The 19,111-nt window shown below is 59.2% G+C and carries 17 protein-coding genes; 10 read left to right on the forward strand and 7 right to left on the reverse strand.

Going from position 1 to position 19,111, the window contains the following annotated elements:
- The first annotated feature begins 128 nt into the window (after nucleotides 1-128).
- On the forward strand, nucleotides 129-1,223 hold the full coding sequence (gene apbC, locus ACOYXE_RS28950) for an iron-sulfur cluster carrier protein ApbC (protein ID WP_160059235.1): 1,095 nt from the start codon (nucleotides 129-131) through the stop codon (nucleotides 1,221-1,223).
- A 132-nt stretch (nucleotides 1,224-1,355) separates the two neighbouring features.
- On the opposite strand, the gene ACOYXE_RS28955 is transcribed toward apbC, so the two are convergent.
- Complete coding sequence (locus ACOYXE_RS28955; RefSeq protein ID WP_160059234.1) at nucleotides 1,356-2,114, reverse strand: SDR family oxidoreductase; 759 nt, start codon at nucleotides 2,112-2,114, stop codon at nucleotides 1,356-1,358.
- Between the two features lie 163 nt (nucleotides 2,115-2,277).
- Here ACOYXE_RS28955 and ACOYXE_RS28960 point away from each other — a divergent pair, with 163 nt between their 5' ends.
- From ACOYXE_RS28960 to groL, 4 genes are all read left to right on the forward strand, one after another.
- Nucleotides 2,278-3,009: a HugZ family pyridoxamine 5'-phosphate oxidase gene (locus ACOYXE_RS28960; RefSeq protein ID WP_160059233.1), complete on the forward strand. Its 732-nt coding sequence runs from the start codon at nucleotides 2,278-2,280 to the stop codon at nucleotides 3,007-3,009.
- Between the two features lie 65 nt (nucleotides 3,010-3,074).
- Nucleotides 3,075-3,551, forward strand: a complete 477-nt coding sequence (locus ACOYXE_RS28965) for an FxsA family protein (protein WP_160059232.1) — start codon at nucleotides 3,075-3,077, stop codon at nucleotides 3,549-3,551.
- A 248-nt stretch (nucleotides 3,552-3,799) separates the two neighbouring features.
- Nucleotides 3,800-4,090: a co-chaperone GroES gene (locus ACOYXE_RS28970; RefSeq protein ID WP_039758325.1), complete on the forward strand. Its 291-nt coding sequence runs from the start codon at nucleotides 3,800-3,802 to the stop codon at nucleotides 4,088-4,090.
- A 50-nt stretch (nucleotides 4,091-4,140) separates the two neighbouring features.
- Nucleotides 4,141-5,787, forward strand: a complete 1,647-nt coding sequence (gene groL / locus ACOYXE_RS28975; protein ID WP_016986670.1) for a chaperonin GroEL — start codon at nucleotides 4,141-4,143, stop codon at nucleotides 5,785-5,787.
- Between the two features lie 190 nt (nucleotides 5,788-5,977).
- On the opposite strand, the gene ACOYXE_RS28980 is transcribed toward groL, so the two are convergent.
- Nucleotides 5,978-6,721 (reverse strand): phosphatase PAP2 family protein, encoded by a 744-nt coding sequence (locus tag ACOYXE_RS28980; protein ID WP_460927201.1) that lies wholly within the window; start codon nucleotides 6,719-6,721, stop codon nucleotides 5,978-5,980.
- A gap of 221 nt (nucleotides 6,722-6,942) precedes the next feature.
- Here ACOYXE_RS28980 and colR point away from each other — a divergent pair, with 221 nt between their 5' ends.
- The 5 genes from colR (at nucleotide 6,943) to ACOYXE_RS29005 (ending at nucleotide 10,669) form a co-directional block, all read left to right on the forward strand.
- Entirely contained in the window at nucleotides 6,943-7,614 is a 672-nt protein-coding gene (gene colR / locus ACOYXE_RS28985) for a two-component system response regulator ColR (protein WP_160059230.1), read from the forward strand.
- Complete coding sequence (locus ACOYXE_RS28990; protein ID WP_160059229.1) at nucleotides 7,614-8,888, forward strand: sensor histidine kinase; 1,275 nt, start codon at nucleotides 7,614-7,616, stop codon at nucleotides 8,886-8,888. Before colR ends, ACOYXE_RS28990 begins: the two co-directional genes overlap by 1 nt.
- 161 nt (nucleotides 8,889-9,049) lie before the next feature.
- The gene (locus tag ACOYXE_RS28995) at nucleotides 9,050-9,718 is read left to right on the forward strand and encodes a class I SAM-dependent methyltransferase (RefSeq protein ID WP_160059228.1); all 669 of its coding nucleotides are present in this window, start codon (nucleotides 9,050-9,052) and stop codon (nucleotides 9,716-9,718) included.
- A 4-nt stretch (nucleotides 9,719-9,722) separates the two neighbouring features.
- Entirely contained in the window at nucleotides 9,723-10,439 is a 717-nt protein-coding gene (locus tag ACOYXE_RS29000; protein ID WP_160059227.1) for a lipopolysaccharide kinase InaA family protein, read from the forward strand.
- A gap of 2 nt (nucleotides 10,440-10,441) precedes the next feature.
- On the forward strand, nucleotides 10,442-10,669 hold the full coding sequence (locus ACOYXE_RS29005; protein WP_016986677.1) for a hypothetical protein: 228 nt from the start codon (nucleotides 10,442-10,444) through the stop codon (nucleotides 10,667-10,669).
- 166 nt (nucleotides 10,670-10,835) lie between these two features.
- Here ACOYXE_RS29005 and ACOYXE_RS29010 read toward each other — a convergent pair whose 3' ends face one another.
- The 5 genes from ACOYXE_RS29010 to ACOYXE_RS29030 all read right to left on the reverse strand — a co-directional run bounded on the left by ACOYXE_RS29010 (nucleotide 10,836) and on the right by ACOYXE_RS29030 (nucleotide 18,848).
- Nucleotides 10,836-13,871: a multidrug efflux RND transporter permease subunit gene (locus tag ACOYXE_RS29010; protein WP_460927205.1), complete on the reverse strand. Its 3,036-nt coding sequence runs from the start codon at nucleotides 13,869-13,871 to the stop codon at nucleotides 10,836-10,838.
- A 13-nt stretch (nucleotides 13,872-13,884) separates the two neighbouring features.
- The gene (locus ACOYXE_RS29015) at nucleotides 13,885-15,033 is read right to left on the reverse strand and encodes an efflux RND transporter periplasmic adaptor subunit (RefSeq protein ID WP_160059225.1); all 1,149 of its coding nucleotides are present in this window, start codon (nucleotides 15,031-15,033) and stop codon (nucleotides 13,885-13,887) included.
- A gap of 180 nt (nucleotides 15,034-15,213) precedes the next feature.
- Nucleotides 15,214-16,314 carry a DUF1513 domain-containing protein gene (locus ACOYXE_RS29020; RefSeq protein WP_405122973.1) on the reverse strand — a complete coding sequence of 367 codons (1,101 nt, stop codon included), beginning with the start codon at nucleotides 16,312-16,314 and terminating at the stop codon, nucleotides 15,214-15,216.
- 14 nt (nucleotides 16,315-16,328) lie between these two features.
- Nucleotides 16,329-17,393 carry an imelysin family protein gene (locus tag ACOYXE_RS29025; protein WP_405122974.1) on the reverse strand — a complete coding sequence of 355 codons (1,065 nt, stop codon included), beginning with the start codon at nucleotides 17,391-17,393 and terminating at the stop codon, nucleotides 16,329-16,331.
- Between the two features lie 27 nt (nucleotides 17,394-17,420).
- Nucleotides 17,421-18,848, reverse strand: coding sequence for a di-heme oxidoreductase family protein (locus tag ACOYXE_RS29030; protein WP_160059223.1), 1,428 nt, complete (start codon nucleotides 18,846-18,848; stop codon nucleotides 17,421-17,423).
- Between the last annotated feature and the right edge of the window lie 263 nt (nucleotides 18,849-19,111).

Here is a 19,111-nt window from a genome sequence, read left to right on the forward strand (position 1 = left end):
AGGTCGGCCACTATAAAGCGCCGGGAAAGATATTTCACCCCTGCAAATCGTTGCCGGGCGTGCCGTCCGGAGGACAGAAGGGGTAGGATACCCGCCATCTTTTCCCAGTCTTGTTATCGGAGTTGCCCATGAGCGCCGTCACTCGCGCAGCGGTGGAAGCCGTCCTCAGCCAATACACCGACCCTTACCTGAACCAGGATCCGGTCAGCGCCGGTTGCGTGAAGCACATCGAGATCGTCGGTGACCGCGTCAACGTGCAGCTGGAAATCGGTTACGCCGCCGGTCTGTTCAAGAGCGGCTGGGCGCAATTGTTGCAACTGGCCATCGAAAACCTCGACGGCGTGGTTGTCGCCAAGGTCGAGGTCAACACAGTGATTGCCGCGCACAAGGCGCAAGCGCAGATCCCGGGGCTGGCCAACGTCAAGAACGTGGTCGCCGTGGCGTCGGGCAAGGGCGGTGTGGGCAAGTCGACCACCGCCGCCAACCTCGCGCTGGCCCTGGCCCGTGAAGGCGCCAAAGTGGGGATTCTCGACGCCGACATCTACGGCCCGAGCCAAGGCATCATGTTCGGCATCCCCGAGCGCACCCGCCCTGAGGTCAAGGATCAGAAGTGGTTCGTGCCGCTCAAGGCCCATGGCGTTGAAGTCATGTCGATGGCCTTTCTGACCGACGACAACACGCCGATGGTCTGGCGCGGGCCGATGGTGTCCGGCGCGCTGCTGCAACTGGTCACGCAAACCGCGTGGGGCGATCTGGATTATCTGGTCATCGACATGCCGCCAGGCACCGGCGACATCCAGTTGACCCTGGCACAGAAAGTCCCGGTGGCCGGTGCGGTGATCGTCACCACGCCACAGGATCTGGCCTTGCTCGACGCGCGCAAAGGCGTGGAAATGTTCCGCAAGGTCAACATTCCGGTGCTGGGCGTGGTGGAAAACATGGCCGTGCACATCTGCTCGAACTGCGGGCATGCCGAGCATCTGTTCGGTGAGGGCGGTGGTGAGAAACTGGCGACCCAGTACGGTGTGGAGCTGTTGGCTTCGCTGCCTCTGTCGATGCTGATCCGTGAGCAGGCCGATGGCGGCAAGCCAACGGTGATCGCCGAGCCGGACAGCCAGATCGCCATGGTCTATCAGGAACTGGCCCGCCACGTCGGCGCACGGATCGTGTTGCAGGAAGCGGCAACGCCGGCGATGCCGAATATCACCATCAGCGACGATTGATGCATCCGCAACACTGAATAAACCTGTAGGAGTGAGCCTGCTCGCGATAGCGGAATACCATTCAACAGATTTGTTGAATGAATGACTGCAATCGCGAGCAGGCTCACTCCTACACGGGTTTTGTGGTGGGGGTTAGATCCGCAACCCGCCATCCATCTCCAGAATCCGCCCGGTGTAATAGTCGTTTTCGAAAATGTACGCCGCCGAATGGGCGATCTCTTCCGGCTTGCCCATGCGCTTGAGCGGAATCCCCGAAGTCATCTTCTCCAGCGCTTCCGGTTTCATGCCCAGGGTCATCTCGGTTTCGATGAAGCCCGGTGCAATCCCCGCGACACGAATGCCGTAACGCGCCAGCTCTTTGGCCCAGGTCACTGTCGCTGCAGCAACACCGGCCTTGGCCGCCGAGTAGTTGGTCTGGCCAACGTTGCCCGCCCGCGAGATCGACGAGATGTTGATGATCGCGCCGCTGGTCTTCAGCTCGACCATTTTCGCCGCCACTTCACGGGTGCAGAGGAACACGCCGGTCAGGTTGACGTCGATCACCGCCTGCCACTGTGCCAGGCTCATCTTGGTCATTTCGCCGTCCTTGACCTTGAGCAGCAGGCCATCACGGAGGATCCCGGCGTTGTTGATCAGGCCGTGAATCGCGCCGAAATCGGCGGCGACCTGAGCGACCATGTGCTCGACCTGCTCTTCATTGGCCACGTTGCACAGATAGCTGCGCGCCTCGACGCCTTTGGCCTTGCAAGCCGCGACCGCATCGTCGAGCTTTTCCTGATTGAGGTCGATCAACGCCAGCTTCGCGCCTTTGCCGGCGAAATACTCGGCCATCGAACGGCCCAAACCCTGGCATCCGCCAGTGATAATGATTACTTTGTCGTTGAGTTGCATTCGCATGCCCCGATAGCAGGTCTGAGTAGTTTTTGTTTTCAGCGACTCCCGATCTGCACCGGCCTTGGCAGGGTGCACATGAGAATTGCCCGCTGGCGTGACGGGGACTTGATCCCGGGCGCCCGTCCGTTTTTTCGACGGATACTATTTAAGGAGTCATAAATTGAGCGTTGAAGTGGCGAAGAATGCCCGAGAATTGCTTCTCAAGGAATACCGGGGAGTGCTGTCGACCCACTCCAAATCGATGCCCGGTTTTCCCTTTGGCTCCGTGGTGCCTTACTGCCTGGATGAGCAGGGTCGGCCGCTGATCCTGATCAGTCGCATCGCCCAGCACACCCACAACCTGCAAAAAGACCCTAAATGCTCGATGTTGGTGGGGGAGCGCGAAGCCGATGACGTGCAAGCCGTTGGTCGCCTGACTTATCTGGCCGAAGCGCAGAAGCTCGAAGATGCCGCTGCCATCGATGCCGCCGCCGAGCGGTACTACCGTTTTTTCCCGGATTCGCAGAACTACCACAAGGCCCACGATTTCGATTTCTGGGTGCTGACTCCGGTGCGTCATCGCTACATCGGCGGTTTCGGCGCGATCCACTGGGTCGATCAACTGACCCTGGCCAATCCGTTCGCCGGCAAGGCTGAAATCAGCATGGTCGAGCACATGAACAGCGACCACGCCAAAGCCATCGCGCACTACGTCGACCTTGCCGGTCTGCCGAAAACCGTGCCGGCGCAACTGGCCGGAATCGACACCGAAGGCATGCACCTGCGCATCGGTCAGGCGCTGTACTGGTTGCCGTTTCAAGCCCCTTGTCATACGCCGACACAAGTGCGCGAAGCCTTGGTTTCATTGGCTCACGCACAGGTCTGGCCAAAAAATGCAGTGGTCGACGCTTGAATTCACGAAAGGGCGACGTCATCTAAGGCTTACTGCAAGGCATTTCTTGCGTTGAGGAAACTTTGATGCGCCCTTTTCTGTTGCTCTTTCTGCTGTTTCCAGTGCTGGAGCTGTTCGTATTCGTCAAAGTGGCAGGGGCTATCGGGTTTTTCCCGGCCCTGCTGCTGATCATTGTCGGCTCGATGTTCGGTGTTTTTGTGCTGCGCGTCGCCGGTCTGGCCACTGCACTGCGTGCCCGTGAAAGCCTGAACCGCGGCGAACTGCCCGCGCAAACCATGCTCGAAGGGCTGATGCTGGCTTTGGCCGGTGGCCTGCTGATCCTGCCGGGCTTCATCAGCGACGTGGTCGGTCTGGTGATGTTGCTGCCATTCAGCCGCCGGTTGCTGGCGAACAAAATGCGTCAGCGCGCCGAAGAACAGGCCATGCGTCAGCGTGCGTTCGCCGACGATCTGCAACCCCGTGGCGGTCCTGCACCGCGTCAGCCTCTGGGCCGCGAGGGTGATGTGATCGAAGGCGAGTTCGAACACCGCGACAGCAAGTAACTGCGTTAGCCACACGGCACCTTCGGGTGCCGTGTTCATTTATGGGCCTCCAGAGTGAAAAATTTTCTCAGCTCGCCCTTGTAATAAGCTTATGCGCCCTTATGTATCGGTCACCGAAAGGTTTCTGGCATTTGAGCCAGTCAGTCTTCCGCGGCTCGCTTGACGAACCGCAACCGGCGCAGGCCGGATTTGTTAAACCCGCCGGGACTACACCGGCCGATGAAAACCACAATTAGGAGAGATCGACAATGAAGCTTCGTCCTCTGCATGACCGCGTCGTAATCCGTCGCAGCGAAGAAGAAAAGAAAACCGCTGGCGGTATCGTCCTGCCAGGTTCGGCTGCTGAAAAAGCCAACCACGGTGAAATCCTCGCTGTAGGCCCAGGCAAACGCGAGCGCGGTGAAGTTCATGCATTGTCCGTGAAAGTGGGCGACAAGGTTGTATTCGGTCCTTACTCCGGCAGCAATACAGTGAAAGTCGACGGCGAAGACCTGCTGGTAATGAGCGAGAACGAAATCCTCGCTGTTATCGAAGGCTGATACCCCCGTTCATTTTCCCGCTACTACAAAGTATTTAAGGAATATCGATCATGGCTGCTAAAGAAGTTCTGTTTGGCGATTCCGCCCGTAAAAAAATGCTCAAGGGCGTCAACGTCCTGGCTGACGCAGTAAAAGCGACCCTGGGCCCGAAAGGCCGTAACGTGATCATCGAGAAGAGCTTCGGCGCTCCGACCATCACCAAGGACGGCGTTTCCGTCGCCAAAGAAATCGAACTCGAAGATCGCTTCGAAAACATGGGCGCGCAGCTGGTCAAAGACGTTGCCTCCCGTGCCAATGATGACGCTGGTGACGGTACTACCACCGCTACCGTTCTGGCTCAGTCGATCGTCAACGAAGGCCTGAAAGCCGTCGCTGCCGGCATGAACCCGATGGACCTGAAGCGCGGCATCGACAAGGCGACCATCGCCATCGTCAAAGAGCTGAAAAACCTGTCCAAGCCATGCGCTGACACCAAGGCAATCGCTCAGGTAGGCACCATCTCCGCCAACTCCGACAGCTCCATCGGCGACATCATTGCCGAAGCCATGGAAAAAGTCGGCAAAGAAGGCGTGATCACCGTTGAAGAAGGCACTGGCCTGGAAAACGAACTGTCGGTTGTCGAAGGCATGCAGTTCGACCGTGGCTACCTGTCCCCGTACTTCGTCAACAAGCCAGAGACCATGGTTGCCGAGCTGGACAGCCCGCTGATCCTGCTGGTCGACAAAAAGATCTCGAACATCCGCGAAATGCTGCCAGTGCTGGAAGCCGTTGCCAAAGCCGGCCGTCCACTGCTGATCGTTTCCGAAGACGTTGAAGGCGAAGCCCTGGCGACCCTGGTTGTGAACAACATGCGTGGCATCGTTAAAGTCGCAGCCGTCAAGGCGCCAGGCTTCGGCGACCGTCGCAAGGCCATGCTGCAGGACATCGCTGTTCTGACCGGCGGTACCGTTATCTCCGAAGAGATCGGCCTGAGCCTGGAAGCCGCTACCCTGGAAAACCTTGGTAGCGCCAAGCGTGTGACCATCTCCAAGGAAAACACCATCATCGTTGACGGTGCTGGCGTAGAAGCTGATATCCAGGCGCGAATCACTCAGATCCGTGCCCAGGCAGCTGAAACTTCCTCGGACTACGACCGTGAAAAACTGCAAGAGCGTCTGGCCAAGCTGTCCGGCGGCGTTGCAGTGATCAAGGTTGGCGCTGGTTCCGAAGTTGAAATGAAAGAGAAGAAAGCCCGCGTTGAAGACGCCCTGCACGCAACTCGTGCAGCCGTTGAAGAAGGCGTGGTACCTGGCGGTGGCGTTGCGCTGATCCGCGCTCTGCAAACCCTGAACGACCTGAAAGGCGACAACGCTGACCAGGACGTTGGTATCGCTGTTCTGCGCCGCGCTGTTGAAGCTCCGCTGCGTCAGATCGCTGCCAACAGCGGCGACGAGCCAAGCGTTGTGGTCAACGAAGTCAAGAACGGCAAAGGTAACTTCGGTTACAACGCTGCGACTGGCGAATACGGCGACATGATCGAAATGGGCATCCTGGATCCAACCAAGGTGACTCGTTCCGCTCTGCAAGCGGCATCGTCGATCGGCGGTCTGATCCTGACCACCGAAGCGGCAGTAGCTGATGCGCCGAAGAAAGACGGCGGTGCTGGCGGCGGCATGCCAGACATGGGCGGCATGGGTGGCATGGGCGGCATGATGTAAGCCAGCCTTGTCCCTGTAACGCAAAACCCCGCTGGCGAAAGTCAGCGGGGTTTTTTATTGCCCAAATTTCAGCTTCACACATAACCCCTGTAGGAGTGAGCCTGCTCGCGATAGCGGTATTTCATTCAACATGATTGCGACTGACACACCGCTATCGCGAGCAGGCTCACTCCTACATTGGATTTGTGTTTCAGGCGCTGACGGGGTGTGCTTTGGCGACGACTTCAGCCTTCACCGCCGGGCGATACAGCACCCAGTAATACGACCCCAGACAAATCAGCCAGCAGAAAATCGCCGTCCACACGTTGTGCGAAAAGAAGTGCGCGCCCTGCATCATCCGGCTGATCGAAAACACCGAACCCAATGCAAAGGCAAAGATGAATGCTTGACGGGCCAGACGCGGACGGCGATCGCGCAAGACAAAAAACAGCGCAAAAAGAGTGAACCCCGTTGCCGCATGACCACCCGGCCAGCAACGGCCTGGCTTATCGGTCTGCGGGCGATGCTCCATCAACTTGCTATAGGTTTCATGACCACCGAATTGTTCCAGACTCCACGGGCATTGCACCGCAGTCACCGCTTTCACCGGGGTAACGAACGAAGTGGCAAGGCCCAGCGACAGTACCAGACAGCCCAGTTCGCGCTTGAACGGTTTCAGTCTGCCGACGAAGAACGATCCGATGAAACCGAGGATGGCAAACACCGAGAAAGCAATGACCACCTGTTTGGCGCGGTCATGCAGGATGTCCTCGAGGAAGTAACTGTGCCGCCCGATAAAATCGCCGGCAACTGGGTCGTAGAACAGGCGGGCCAGATCCATGTCCAGGTCGGTCAGTTCCAGCACTACCAGAATGATCGCCGCGAAGGTGGGGATTCCCAGGCATAACCAAAAATTCAGTGGCCTGGAAACGGGGCGGGCAGAAGTCGACGCCATGGGCAATTCCTTGGTCGGTAAGTATGTTCTGAGGAGCGCAACCGCGCGGAGTCTGCGCGTGCTGGCGTCGCCGATTTGTTAACCGAAAGTGAAAAAATCGTTGGCATGCGCAATGAGCGTTTTTATCGCTAAACAACCCGACACACGCCTAGCCCTGAGCCACACTTGGCCGTAAGCTGCGCGGGCCAAGACGGCCGTTACCCCGTACGGAGGAGGTGCCCATGCGAATTCTGCTGGTCGAAGACAACCGCGACATCCTGGCCAATCTGGCCGATTATCTGGGCCTCAAAGGCTATACCGTCGATTGCGCCCAAGACGGTCTGTCAGGCCTGCATCTGGCCGCCACCGAACATTACGACCTGATCGTCCTCGATATCATGCTGCCCGGGATCGACGGCTACACCCTGTGCAAACGCCTGCGTGAAGATGCCCGCCGCGACACGCCGGTGATCATGCTCACCGCTCGTGATCAGCTCGATGATCGTCTGCAGGGGTTCAAGTCCGGGGCTGATGATTATCTGATCAAGCCATTTGCCTTGTCCGAACTTGCCGCGCGGGTCGAAGCGGTAATGCGCCGCGCCCAAGGCGGTGGCCGTCGGGCGCTGCAGGTCGCCGATCTGAGCTACGACCTCGACACGCTGGAAGTGACCCGAGAAGGCAAATTGCTCAAGCTCAACCCGGTCGGCCTCAAGTTGCTGGCAGTGTTGATGCAGAAGAGCCCGCACGTGCTGCGTCGGGAAATTCTCGAAGAGGCGTTGTGGGGCGATGATTGCCCGGACAGCGACAGCCTGCGCAGCCACGTCCACCAATTGCGTCAGGTAATCGACAAACCGTTCACCAAACCATTGCTGCACACCGTGCACGGCGTGGGTTACCGGCTGGCCGATGTGTAATGGAGTTTAAGCAAAGCCTATCCCAGCGGATCATTATTGCCTTTGCCTTGATGAGCGCATTGGTGGCCGGAGCCTTTGCGATGGGTATTGTCGCGACCGTGCACCTGGTAGAAGAAAAACTGATTTCAGCGGGGCTGGGTGGCGATTTACAGCGCCTGCTGCTGATGGACAACGTTTCTGATTGGAGCCATCGTCCGGAACCGGATCAGTTGTTCTATTTCAGCGGTGGGCCGGGCGATTTCGAGTTGCCCAAAGACCTGCGCCACCTCGATTCAGGTTTCCATGAAGTGTTTCGCGAGCAGCTGTCGTATCACGCGATGGTCGAAATCGTTGACGGTCGACGTTACGTATTGCTGCAGGATCAAAGCGATTTTGAAGAGCGCGAGCGCGTGCTGTTTGCCGTGGTGCTGGTGGGGTTCGTGCTCAGCCTGGCACTGGCGGTGTTCCTCGGCTGGGTGCTCGCGCGCAAAGTGATGGCACCGGTTGTGAGACTGGCAAGGCAGGTGCGTCACCGCGATCAGTTACTCGGCCTGGCACCACCGCTGGCACCGGATTATGCGGCTGACGAAGTGGGTGAGCTGGCGGTGGCATTCGACGCCACGTTGGGGCGCCTGCGTCAGGCGCTGACGCGTGAAAGATTATTTACCAGCGATGTCAGTCACGAGTTGCGAACGCCATTGATGGTGCTGGCCAGCTCCTGCGAACTGCTGATGGAAAACCCTGGGATCGACCAGCGCGGTCGTTCGCAGGTCGAGCGTATTGCCCGCGCCAGTGAAGAAATGCGTGAGTTGGTGCAGACCTTCCTGATGCTGGCGCGTGCCCAGCACGAAGATGCCGGCATGGCGCTGCAGCAGGACCTTTCGCAAGTTGCCGAGAGTCTGTTGTGTCTGTGGCGCGGGCCGATCGAGAGCAAGGGCCTGAAACTGATCTTCGAACCTGGCAGTCCATCAGACATTCGCTACAACGCGACCCTGTTGAATGCCGTGATGGGCAACCTGTTGCGCAACGCGCTGCATTACACCGAAAGCGGCTTCATTCGTCTGACACTCACTACCAATGGCTTCGCGGTGGAAGACTCCGGCGTCGGCATTCCGGAAGAAAAGCGCGAAGCCATGTTCGAGCCCTTCGTACGTGGCAGCGAAAAGCGCGGCGAGGGCCTGGGGCTGGGGTTGTCGCTGGTGCAGCGGATCTGTGAGAACCAGGGCTGGACCGTCAGTTTGAGCACGATGGAACCCAATGGCTGCCGCTTCGAGGTGGATCTGGGCAAAATCTGACGCAGGGGGTGGCGCAAGGCTACTCCCTCTTACCTGTCTGAATCCTGTATAACGCTGTAATAATTTGTCTATTTACCGGACATTTTTTTCACAAATGGATGACCTGACGCTGACACGCCGCTCCTTAAGGTGGTGACATCAGCAATTCAGGAGTCCAGGTGATGGCCGGTCCGATCAAACTCGATTTTTCCGAAAAGTACGACGATCAACATGCGCAGAAATACCTGCGCAAGCACAAAGAAAGCCTTGGACGTCGTCTCTCCCACTGGCGTGACGAACAGATGGCCCGCAAGGCGCTGACGTCGGTGGGTGAGCCGGGACTGGTGCTGGATCTGCCTTGCGGTGCCGGGCGTTTCTGGCCCCTGTTGGGCGAAAAGGCCAATCGGGTGATTATCGGCGCGGACAATTCCGAGTCGATGATCAAGACGGCCATGCAGTCGCAACCGGCCGATGTGGTGAAACGGGTACAACCCTTGCACACATCTGCCTTCGACATTGCCTTGCCTGACAACGCCGTCGACAGCATTTTCTGCATGCGTCTGCTCCACCATATCGGTGAAGCCGAGCATCGCCGGGCGATTCTGCGCGAATTCGAGCGTGTCACCCGTGACAGTGTGATCGTTTCGCTGTGGGTTGATGGCAATTTCAAAGCCTGGAAACGCCAGCGAGCCGAGCGCAACCGTGACAAACGCGAGTATCAGAATCGCTTTGTGTTACCGGCCGCTACGGTGGAAAAGGAATTCGAGGAAGCAGGTTTTCGGATTCAGGAACAACTGGACTTTATTCCGCTCTACGCCATGTGGCGGGTTTACGTATTACGCAAGAGGTAAGAGGATGGCAGTGCAATTGGCAGCAGAAACGGAAGTCGCTTCGCAAGATCGCTTTGACTATTACTGGAACCAGCGCGGTGAGTGGGTGGAAGAACCCAATGTTCGACGCGGTGGCGAAAGTGGTGTGCAAAGGGTCGTGGGGCGCGATGGTCAACTGCTGTACGCCAAGCGCCAGACGGGTCATATCTATCGCAGCTGGTTGCACCCTTTCGGCCGGCCTACGGTTTTGCGCGAGCTGGATGCGCTGACCGGCGTCAGCAAGCTCGGTGTGCGCGTGCCAGAAATCGTTTTCTGCGGCGCCCAGCCTGATCCTCAACACAAATGGCGCGCGCTGCTGGTGACCAAGTCCCTGGACGGTTTCCAGGAACTGGAACACTGGCTGGCGGCTGCCGGCGGTCGCGATCAATGTGGCGATGTGGTTTATGAGCGCGTGCTCAAGGACCTCGCCGAGAACCTGGCGCGCATGCACAAGGGTCGTTGGCAGCACAGCTGCATCTACATCAAACACGTGTTTGTGCGCGTGACGGGCGAAGGTGAGTCGGCCAATGTCGAAGTCGCTTTGATCGATCTGGAGAAGTGCCGCCAGCGTCTGACCGCCTATCGTGCAGCCTCCCACGATATGAAGCAATTGCGCCGCCATTCGTCGTTCCGCGACGCGGACTGGAAAAAACTCGTCTACTTTTATGAGACGGCGTTTGGCAGCGCTATCAAAGGTTTATAGCGATGAAACTAGAAATTGCACGAGGTTTGTTTTTGGTTGGAGCCTTGGCAGTTGCGTCATTGGCGGTGGCTGCCTGGGAGCAGCCTCGCATGCAGGTGGTTGGCGCGTCCGTAGACGACGCCCACTGCGCCGTCCCACGGGTGGCGAAAGCCGCCGTGGCGACCAAACCCGATCATGATTTATTGCTGTTCATGTTCGGACTTTCTCAAGGGATGAGGCCGCAGAGTTGAAACGATTGAAGCCCACATAAAAGGCCTCGCAGATGCGAGGCCTTTTTTTATGCCTGGAGCAACACACATCCCTTGTAGGAGTGAGCCTGCTCGCGATAGCGGTGTGTCATTCAAATCATTATTAACTGACATACCGCTATCGCGAGCAGGCTCACTCCTACAGGGGTTACGCGGTTGGTTTGGGATCAGGTTTCGCCAGCAGGGTGTAAACACACGGCAGGACGAACAGCGTAAACAATGTGCCAATCGACATCCCCGTGGCAATCACCATGCCGATATCGAAGCGGCTGACCGCACCGGCACCCGTGGCCAGAATTAACGGCACCATGCCAAACACCATCGCCGCCGTGGTCATCAGCACCGGCCGCAAGCGAATCGCCGCCGCTTCCTCAACGGCTTCACGCGCCGTCAGGCCTTTGTCCTTGCGCAACTGGTTGGCGAACTCGACGATCAGGATTCCGTGTTTACTGATCAGGCCGATCAGCGTAACCAACCCGACCTGGGTGTAGATGTTCATGCTCGACCAGCCGAGAAACAACGGAATCAGCGCCCCGCAGATCGACAACGGCACCGTCACCAGAATCACCAGCGGATCGCGGAAGCTCTCGAACTGCGCCGCCAGCACCAGAAAGATAATCGCCAGGGCCAAGGCAAACGTCACCCACAACGCGCTGCCTTCCTGAACGAACTGGCGTGAGGCGCCGCCATAGTCGAAGGCAAACCCGGCCGGTGCTTCTTCGCGGGCAATCTGCAACACCGTGTCGATGGCTTCGCCCATGCTGACCAACGGGAAACCGGAAATCTTCGCCGCGTTGAGCTGCTGAAACTGATTGAGCTGACGCGGTCGCGCGCGGTCGCTGACCTTGATCAGCGTCGACAGTGGCAGCAGCTCACCCTGGGTGTTCTTCACGTAGTAATTGTTCAGCCAGTCCGGGTTATCACGATACGGCCGTTCGACCTGAGCAATCACCTTGTAGCTGCGGCCTTCGATGGTGAAACGGTTGATTTCCGCCTCGCCCAACAGCGTCGCCAGCGTGCCACCGAGGTCCAGCATCGACACGCCCATCTGCGCCGCTTTGGCGCGGTCGATATCGACCACAACCTCGGGTTTGTCGAACGCCAGATCGAGGTCGACGAAGGCGAACTTGCCCGATTCCATCGCGCGTTTCTTGATCCGGTCGGCGACTTGCAACAACAGCTCGTAATCGTTGGCGGTATTGACCACAAACTCGAACGGCAAGCCTTCACCGGTGCCGGGCAAGGAGGGCAGGTTGAAACCGAAGATCTGCAAACCCGGGATACGTTCGAGTTTGCCTTGCACCTCGGGGAGGATTTGCATCTGCGTGCGGCTGCGTTCGTTCCACGGCTTGAGCAGGAAGCCGCCGATGCCCGCCTGCACGCCGTTGTAGCCGTTGATCTGGAACGAGGAGTAGTACTCCGGGAATTCCTTGAAGATCTTGATGAACTCGTCGGTGTAGGTGCTCAGATAATCAAGGTTGGTCGGCTGCGGCGCAGTGGCCATCATGAAAATGATGCCCTGATCTTCGTCCGGGGCCAGCTCCGATTTGGTGAACTTGAGGAACACCGGGATCAGGCACAACACGATCACGGCGAACACCAGCACTACCGGCCGTGTGTTCAGCGTTCCATGCAGCATGCTTTGATAGCGGCGCTTGAGGCCTTCGAAGATACGGTCGAGGCGGTGTGCCAAGCCACTGGGGTTTTCCTCGTGACGCAGCAAAAACGCGCACATCATTGGCGACAGGGTCAGGGCGACGATGCCGGAAATTACCACCGCGCCGGCCAGGGTCAGGGCAAACTCCTTGAACAGCGCTCCTGTGAGGCCGGTGAGAAAACCGATCGGCGCATACACCGCCGCCAGGGTGATGGTCATCGAGACCACCGGCATGGCGATTTCCCGTGCGCCTTCCAGCGCTGCATCGAACGGTGTCTTGCCTTCCTCGATGTGCCGGTGGATGTTCTCCACCACGACAATCGCATCGTCGACCACCAGACCGATGGCCAGCACCATCGCCAGCAGCGTCAGCAGGTTCATCGAGTAGCCCATCATCTGCATGAAGAACATCACGCCGATCATCGACAGCGGAATGGTCACCACCGGGATTACTACCGAGCGCAGTGCGCCGAGGAACAGGAACACCACAACAATCACTATCAGCACCGCTTCGAACAGGGTTTTCACCACTTCGTCGATCGAGGCCTGAATAAACAATGTGGCGTCGTAAGCGATCTCGCTCTTGAGGTTCGGCGGCAGTTGCGCTTCCAGCTCGGGCATCAGCTTGCGCACTTCCTTTATCACGTCCAGCGGGTTGGCGCCCGGGGTGGCCTTGATGCCGATATACACCGACGGCGTGCCACCGAACGAGCTGATCGAATCGTAGTTTTCCGCGCCCATTTCCACCCGCGCGACATCGCTGAGCAGCACGCGGCTGTCACCACTGACCTTGAGCGGAATCGCCGCAAAAGCTTCGGCGGATTTAAGCTCGGTGTTGGCATTGATGCTGGTGACCACGTACTGGCCTTTCACTTCGCCGGCGGCGGAGAGGAAGTTGTACTGGCGCACGGCGTTGGTCACGTCGGCGGCGCTGAGGCCAAAACCGGCGAGCTTCACCGGGTCGAGCCACAGGCGCATGGCGAACACCTGATTGCCGAGAATCTCAGCCTCGGCCATGCCCGGCAGGGTGGCCAGTTTTGGCTGGATCACCCGTGACAGGTAATCGGTGATCTGCGGGTTGCTCAAATCCTTGCTGAAGAAGCTGATGTACATCAGCGCCGAAGCGTCGGCCGATTCCTTGCTCAGCACCGGGTCTTCGGCGTCCTGCGGCAGCTTGTTTTTCACCTCGTTGGCCTTGGCCAGCAGTTCGGTGAACAAGCGGTCGGTATTGGAGCCGATGCGTGCGTAGATCGAGATCACCGAGAAGTTCTGCCGGCTGACCGAGGTCATGTAGTCGATGCCCTCGGCGCTCGCCAGACTTTGCTGCATTGGCTGGGTGATGTAGCCCTGAATGGTTTCGGCGTTGGCCCCGGGGTAAGCGGTGGTCACCGTGATCAGGGCGTTTTCCATTTGCGGGTATTGGCGCAGCGGCAACTTGCTCCAGGCCTGAAAGCCGAGCAACACAATCAATAGACTGACCACGGTGGCGAGCACCGGGCGGCGGATGAACGGATCAGTAAAAGCCATGGGGATTCCTTGATCAGTCGGCGCGAGGCGGACTGTTCTGCTCGCCGAGGGTCTTGTCGTCGCTGATGGCAATGTGTGCGCCGTTGTCCAGTTTGATCTGGCCGGCCGTCACCACTTGTTCGCCGCTCTGCACGCCCTTGTTGATCATTACCAGGCCATCACGGCGTTCACCGGTTTCGATGAAGCGGCGTTCGGCGATCAGCACCGGTTGGCCCTTGTCATCCTTTTCGACGCTGCCGTCCTCGGCTTTCTTCTGCCCGACCACGTAGATTGAGTTGCCGTAGAGGGTGTAGGTGATCGCGCTTTCCGGCACGACGATGTGTTTTTGCGGATCGGGCAGCAGCACTTCAAGGCTGGCAAACATGCCCGGCAGCAGTTTGCCATCGGGGTTGGCCAGGGTGGCGCGCACCAGAATATTGCGTGTGCTGCTTTCGACGATCGGGTTGATCGCGCTGATCTTGCCCGGGTAGGTCTGGCCGGGGTAGGCGGCAGCCGAGATATTCACCGGTTGGCCGATGGCCAGCTTCGGGATCGATTGCTCGGGCACGTAGAAGTCGGCGTAGAGGCTGCTCAAATCCTGCAGGGTAGCGATTTTGGTGCCGCTGGCGAGGTAGTCGCCAATGTCGACCTGGCGGATGCCGATGGTGCCGCTGAACGGCGCGAGAATGCGCTTTTTCGCCAGCGCTGCGTTGAGCTGATTGACCGTGGCTCGCTCCTTTTGCAGAACAGCCGAGAGCCGGTCGTATTCACCTTTGGAAATGGCGCGACTGTCGATCAGTTGGCTGCCACGACCGAAGTCCAGTTGCGCCAGGCCCAGGTCGGCCTTGGCGGTCTCCAGCAGTGCTGCTTCGACGGCGCTGTCGAGTTGCAGCAGCGGTTGCCCGGCCTTGACCTTTTGTCCTGATTCGAATTTGAGTTCGGTGACAGTGCCGGCGACCTCAAGACTCAGGTCGACGCCTTGCAGCGCCTTGAGGCTGCCGACGGTGGGCAGGCGCATCTGCCACGGGCGTTCGGAGGCGTTGGCCACGGCGACGCTGATCGGCGGTTTCGGCTTGGAAAAGCCCTGGATCATGGTGTAGATCGAAAAGGCCTTGTACCCGCCCAGCACCAGGACGATCAACAAAACAACACCCAACATGATCAGCATGCGGCGACGCAGCATATTTCCAGTTCCTTGGATAAATCAGGTGAGACAGGCGGGCACATTACTCCGAGTACAGGGGGGATTCCAACTGGCAGTTCTTACAGGGTGGCGCAAAAAGATCGCAGCCTGCGGCAGCTCCTACAGGGGAGTGCATTCCAATGTAGGAGCTGCCGCAGGCTGCGATCTTTTAAGGCTGTTTTATGCCATCAGATGAAGATGGTTGTCCCAGAGCCCCGCCGGCAATTCCAGCGGCTTGGCCAACAGCTCATCCTGACGGCAATCGTAGTACCGGCAACGTCCTTGCCCGGAGGTCACGACAAAACCGTCCTTCACCGCACCGACACCGGCGCAATCGGGCAACGGCGCATCGAGGCGCACTTCGCCGCTGTCCAGATCCCAGATAAAGAAGCGATTGCCACGCGGAGCTGTCAGTGCGACCAGACGCAAATCGCTGTGCACCGCAACACTGGCGGTGTAATGCCCCATCGACTGCAACTGATGCTCCGGCACCGGGAACGCCACGAACGGCTGCCCCGGACGCTTGATCGCCAGCAGCTCCGAACGCTCATGCGAGGCGCCCATGAACTGCTGACCGGCAACGATGGTGCCATCGCTGGCGATGCCCAGATGGCGCACGCTGTTCATCTGCTGGGCGAGGGTTTCCTTGCTCAGCAGAGTGCCGTCACGTTGCATCAAGACCAGGCTCGGCTCCATGGCATTGAGGTTCATGTCGACGCGGCTTTCCGCCTCGGTACGAATCCCGCCGTTGGCCACCACCAGCGTCTCCCCATCGGGCATCCATGACACCTGATGCGGGCCGAGGCCGTGGGTGGAAATCTCGCCGCTATGCACCAGCCGTTCGCCTTCGAACTTGTACACACCGAGCAAACCACGGCCAGGATCGGTCGTGTCGTTCTCGGTGGCGTACAGGTATTCGCCGTCCTTGTGCACCACGGCGTGGCCGTAGAAGTGCCGGTTCGGCTGCGACGTCACCGTCTGCAGCAACGTGCCGTCGCGCAGATCGATCAGGTAACTTTCGGTGCCCGGGCGACGTGCGACGAACAGCGCGATCGGCTGCGTCGGGTGGTTGATGATGTCGTGGCAACGCTGGCCGACTTCGGTGGCGAACACCCGCGTGCCATCCAGACGATAGCCGACGGCGTAATGCTTGCCGTCGGTGTCGTCGCGCGCCGACAGCAACAGCGGGCTCTGATCCTTGCGTTTGAACAGCGTCCAGCCGCCCAGCGTCACTGCTCCCAGCAGTGCACTACCTAAAGTCAGAACCTGACGTCGCAGCATGGCCGTTGCCCTCATCAGTCACCGTCGTTGGCGTTGAAGCCCAGTTGGATGCCCAGCGCCTTGGCCAGTTCACCTTCGTGCAGGCGATGGACGACGTTGAGGCTGTCGTAGATGTCGTTGAGTTGCTGACGACCGGCGTCGTCTTCGAGCATTTCGCCGAGCGAACGCTGAGTGCTGTCGAACAGTTTCAGCGAAGCGGCGTAGGCAGCGTCGATCTTGTCCGCCAGTGGCTTCTGCTCAGCCGGCAACAGACCGCGCAGGCCTTTGTTGTCGACGCCTTCCCACACGGCTTTGGCGGCGGCGAGGCTGGCTTCCAGCGCGGTCAGGGACGACTGGCTACGCCATGCATCGGCCTGGAACGGCTGTGGCACGCCCTTGCTCTGGCGGCCCATTGGCGTGCCGAGTTTTTTCTTCAGGGTGTCCAGCGCGGTGACCTGCACGCGCAGCAGATCGGCGATCGCTTCGTGGGAGTCGGCGTAGCGCTGGTTGGGGAACTTGGTCATCTGCGCGAGCATGCCGTCGGTGTTGTTCCAGTTCTGCAGAATCTCTTCGGCCAGTTGCTTCTGACGCTCGCCGATGGCGATCAGCAGCGGGCAGTACTTGGCTTTCTGCTCGGCGTTGGCCACGTCAGGCTTGGCGTCGAACAGGATGTATTCGTAAGCCGACAGGCCTTGAACGACGACGCTCGATTTGGCCAGTGCGGCGGCATCAATCTGCGGCTGCGCGACGACCAACTGCTCGACCTGACGGCCGACGAGGTTTTTCTTGTCCGGCCAGAACTGCACCTGCCACGAACGGTTGCCCTCGGCCAGCGGACCGATCAGCAGCGGTTGCAGCTCGGCCCAGGCTTTCTGTGCGTGGAGGAAGTCGGCGCGGGCGGTTTCCAGGGTTTCTTTGCCCTGACAGTAGGCGAGGGCGCTGACGGCCAGTTGCTTGTCGGCCTCGACCCAACGGGTGTAGGTCGGCAGGATCACCGATTTGGCGATGGCTGCCGAGGTGACCGCTTGCGGATCCTGTGGCGAGCAGGCGCCGAGGGCGAGTGCGGCAAGGCTGGTGAACAGTAGCTTGGGACGGAACATGTCGGGCTCCCGATTCTTTATCAGTGTTTAAAGTGAGTTCAAAAACGCCAGCAACGCAGCGCGCTGCTCGGCATTGAAAGACAAAACCTGTTGCTGCGCCGCCTTCGCTTCGCCGCCGTGCCAGAGCACCGCTTCAAGCAGATTGCGCGCGCGACCGTCATGCAAAAACTGTGTGTGGCCACTGACCGCTTGCGTCAGGCCAATCCCCCACAACGGCGGCGTGCGCCAGTCGCGGCCGGAGGCCTGGAATTCCGTGCGGTGGTCGGCCAGACCGTCGCCCATGTCATGCAGCAGCAGATCGCTGTACGGGCGAATAACCTGATTGGCCAGTTCAGGTTCGGCGGCGTTGGCGGCGGTGGTGTATTTCGGCGTGTGGCAGGAATCGCAGCCAGCCTGGAAAAACAGGTTTTTGCCAGCGATGACGTCTGCATCGTTAACGCCACGGCGTGCCGGCACGGCGAGGTTGCGGCTATAGAACAACACCAGACGCAGGATGTTGTCGCTGACTTCCGGTTCGCCGTCCGGGCCATTGCCGTTTGGCGCCTGTTTGCAGGCGGTTTGCGCGTCGGTGCAGTCATCAAAGGGTCTCAAGCTCGTCGTAAGACCCATATCACCCGAAAACGCGTGAACATTTTGTTGATTGAGGTTCGGTTGCCCGGCTTTCCAGCCAAATCGGCCCATGACGGTTTTCTGCAAGGCGTCATCCCAGACCTGATTGGGGCGGCCATTGATGCCGTTTTTCGCTTTGGCCTGTGCGGCGGCATTGGCAAGGATGGCTTCTTCGGGGATCGCTTCGAGCAGGCCCAGGCCAATCATCGGCGGCGCGACGCGGGCGGAAAAACGCGTGTCCGGGTGCATCGGGCCGTAGCCGAGCTGGGTGATCTGCAAGACCGGTTTGCGTAGTTCGATTTCGGTGCCGTCCTTGAAACGAATCGGCACTGGCGTGTAGTCAACGCGGACTTTGCCTTCCGGCACGACACCGGGCACCGCCATGTCCTGGAACTGGCCGCCATAGACCGGCTCCGGCACTACGCCGACTTGCTCAATGAGCTTGGCGAATTGCGGCGCATCAGGGATCGACAGGCGCACCAGCATCGACACCGCGTTGGCGGCATCCGGCGTTGGCGGATGGCCGCGACCGTCCTTGATGTGGCAGTTCTGGCAGGCGTTGGTGTTGAACAGCGGGCCGAGACCATCGCGCGCAGTGGTGGTCGACGGTGCGATCACCCATGGGCTGCGGAAGAAACTGTTGCCGACACTGAAGTCCACCCGCCGCGACGGTGGCAGATTCGCCGAAGGCAACGAAAACGCATTCTGATCAGTCTTGCGCACGGTCGCTGCACCGCCCGAACGGGCTTCACCGGGCTCGGCCTTGGTGAAACGCGGGGCGTCATCGCAGGCACTCAGGCCCAGGGCCAGCAACAGTGCGGACAAGCGAAGAGGCAGCGAGGGCATCAGACATCCTGCGGACGGGCAAAAATAAAGGCGCAAAGTCTAACAGGGCCGGGATGATTGAATAAGAGGAATTATCGTTTGCTTGATACAGCGCAAATCTGAAGAGCAATGCAAAACCCCTGTAGGAGTGAGCCTGCTCGCGATAGCGGAGTGTCAGTCGACTAACTTCTGGCTGACACTCCGCTATCGCGAGCAGGCTCACTCCTACAAAGGTTTGTGTACGGCAGGTATGAAAAAGGCGACCCGAAGGTCGCCTTTTTTGA

The organism is Pseudomonas sp. MC6 (assembly GCF_054790575.1).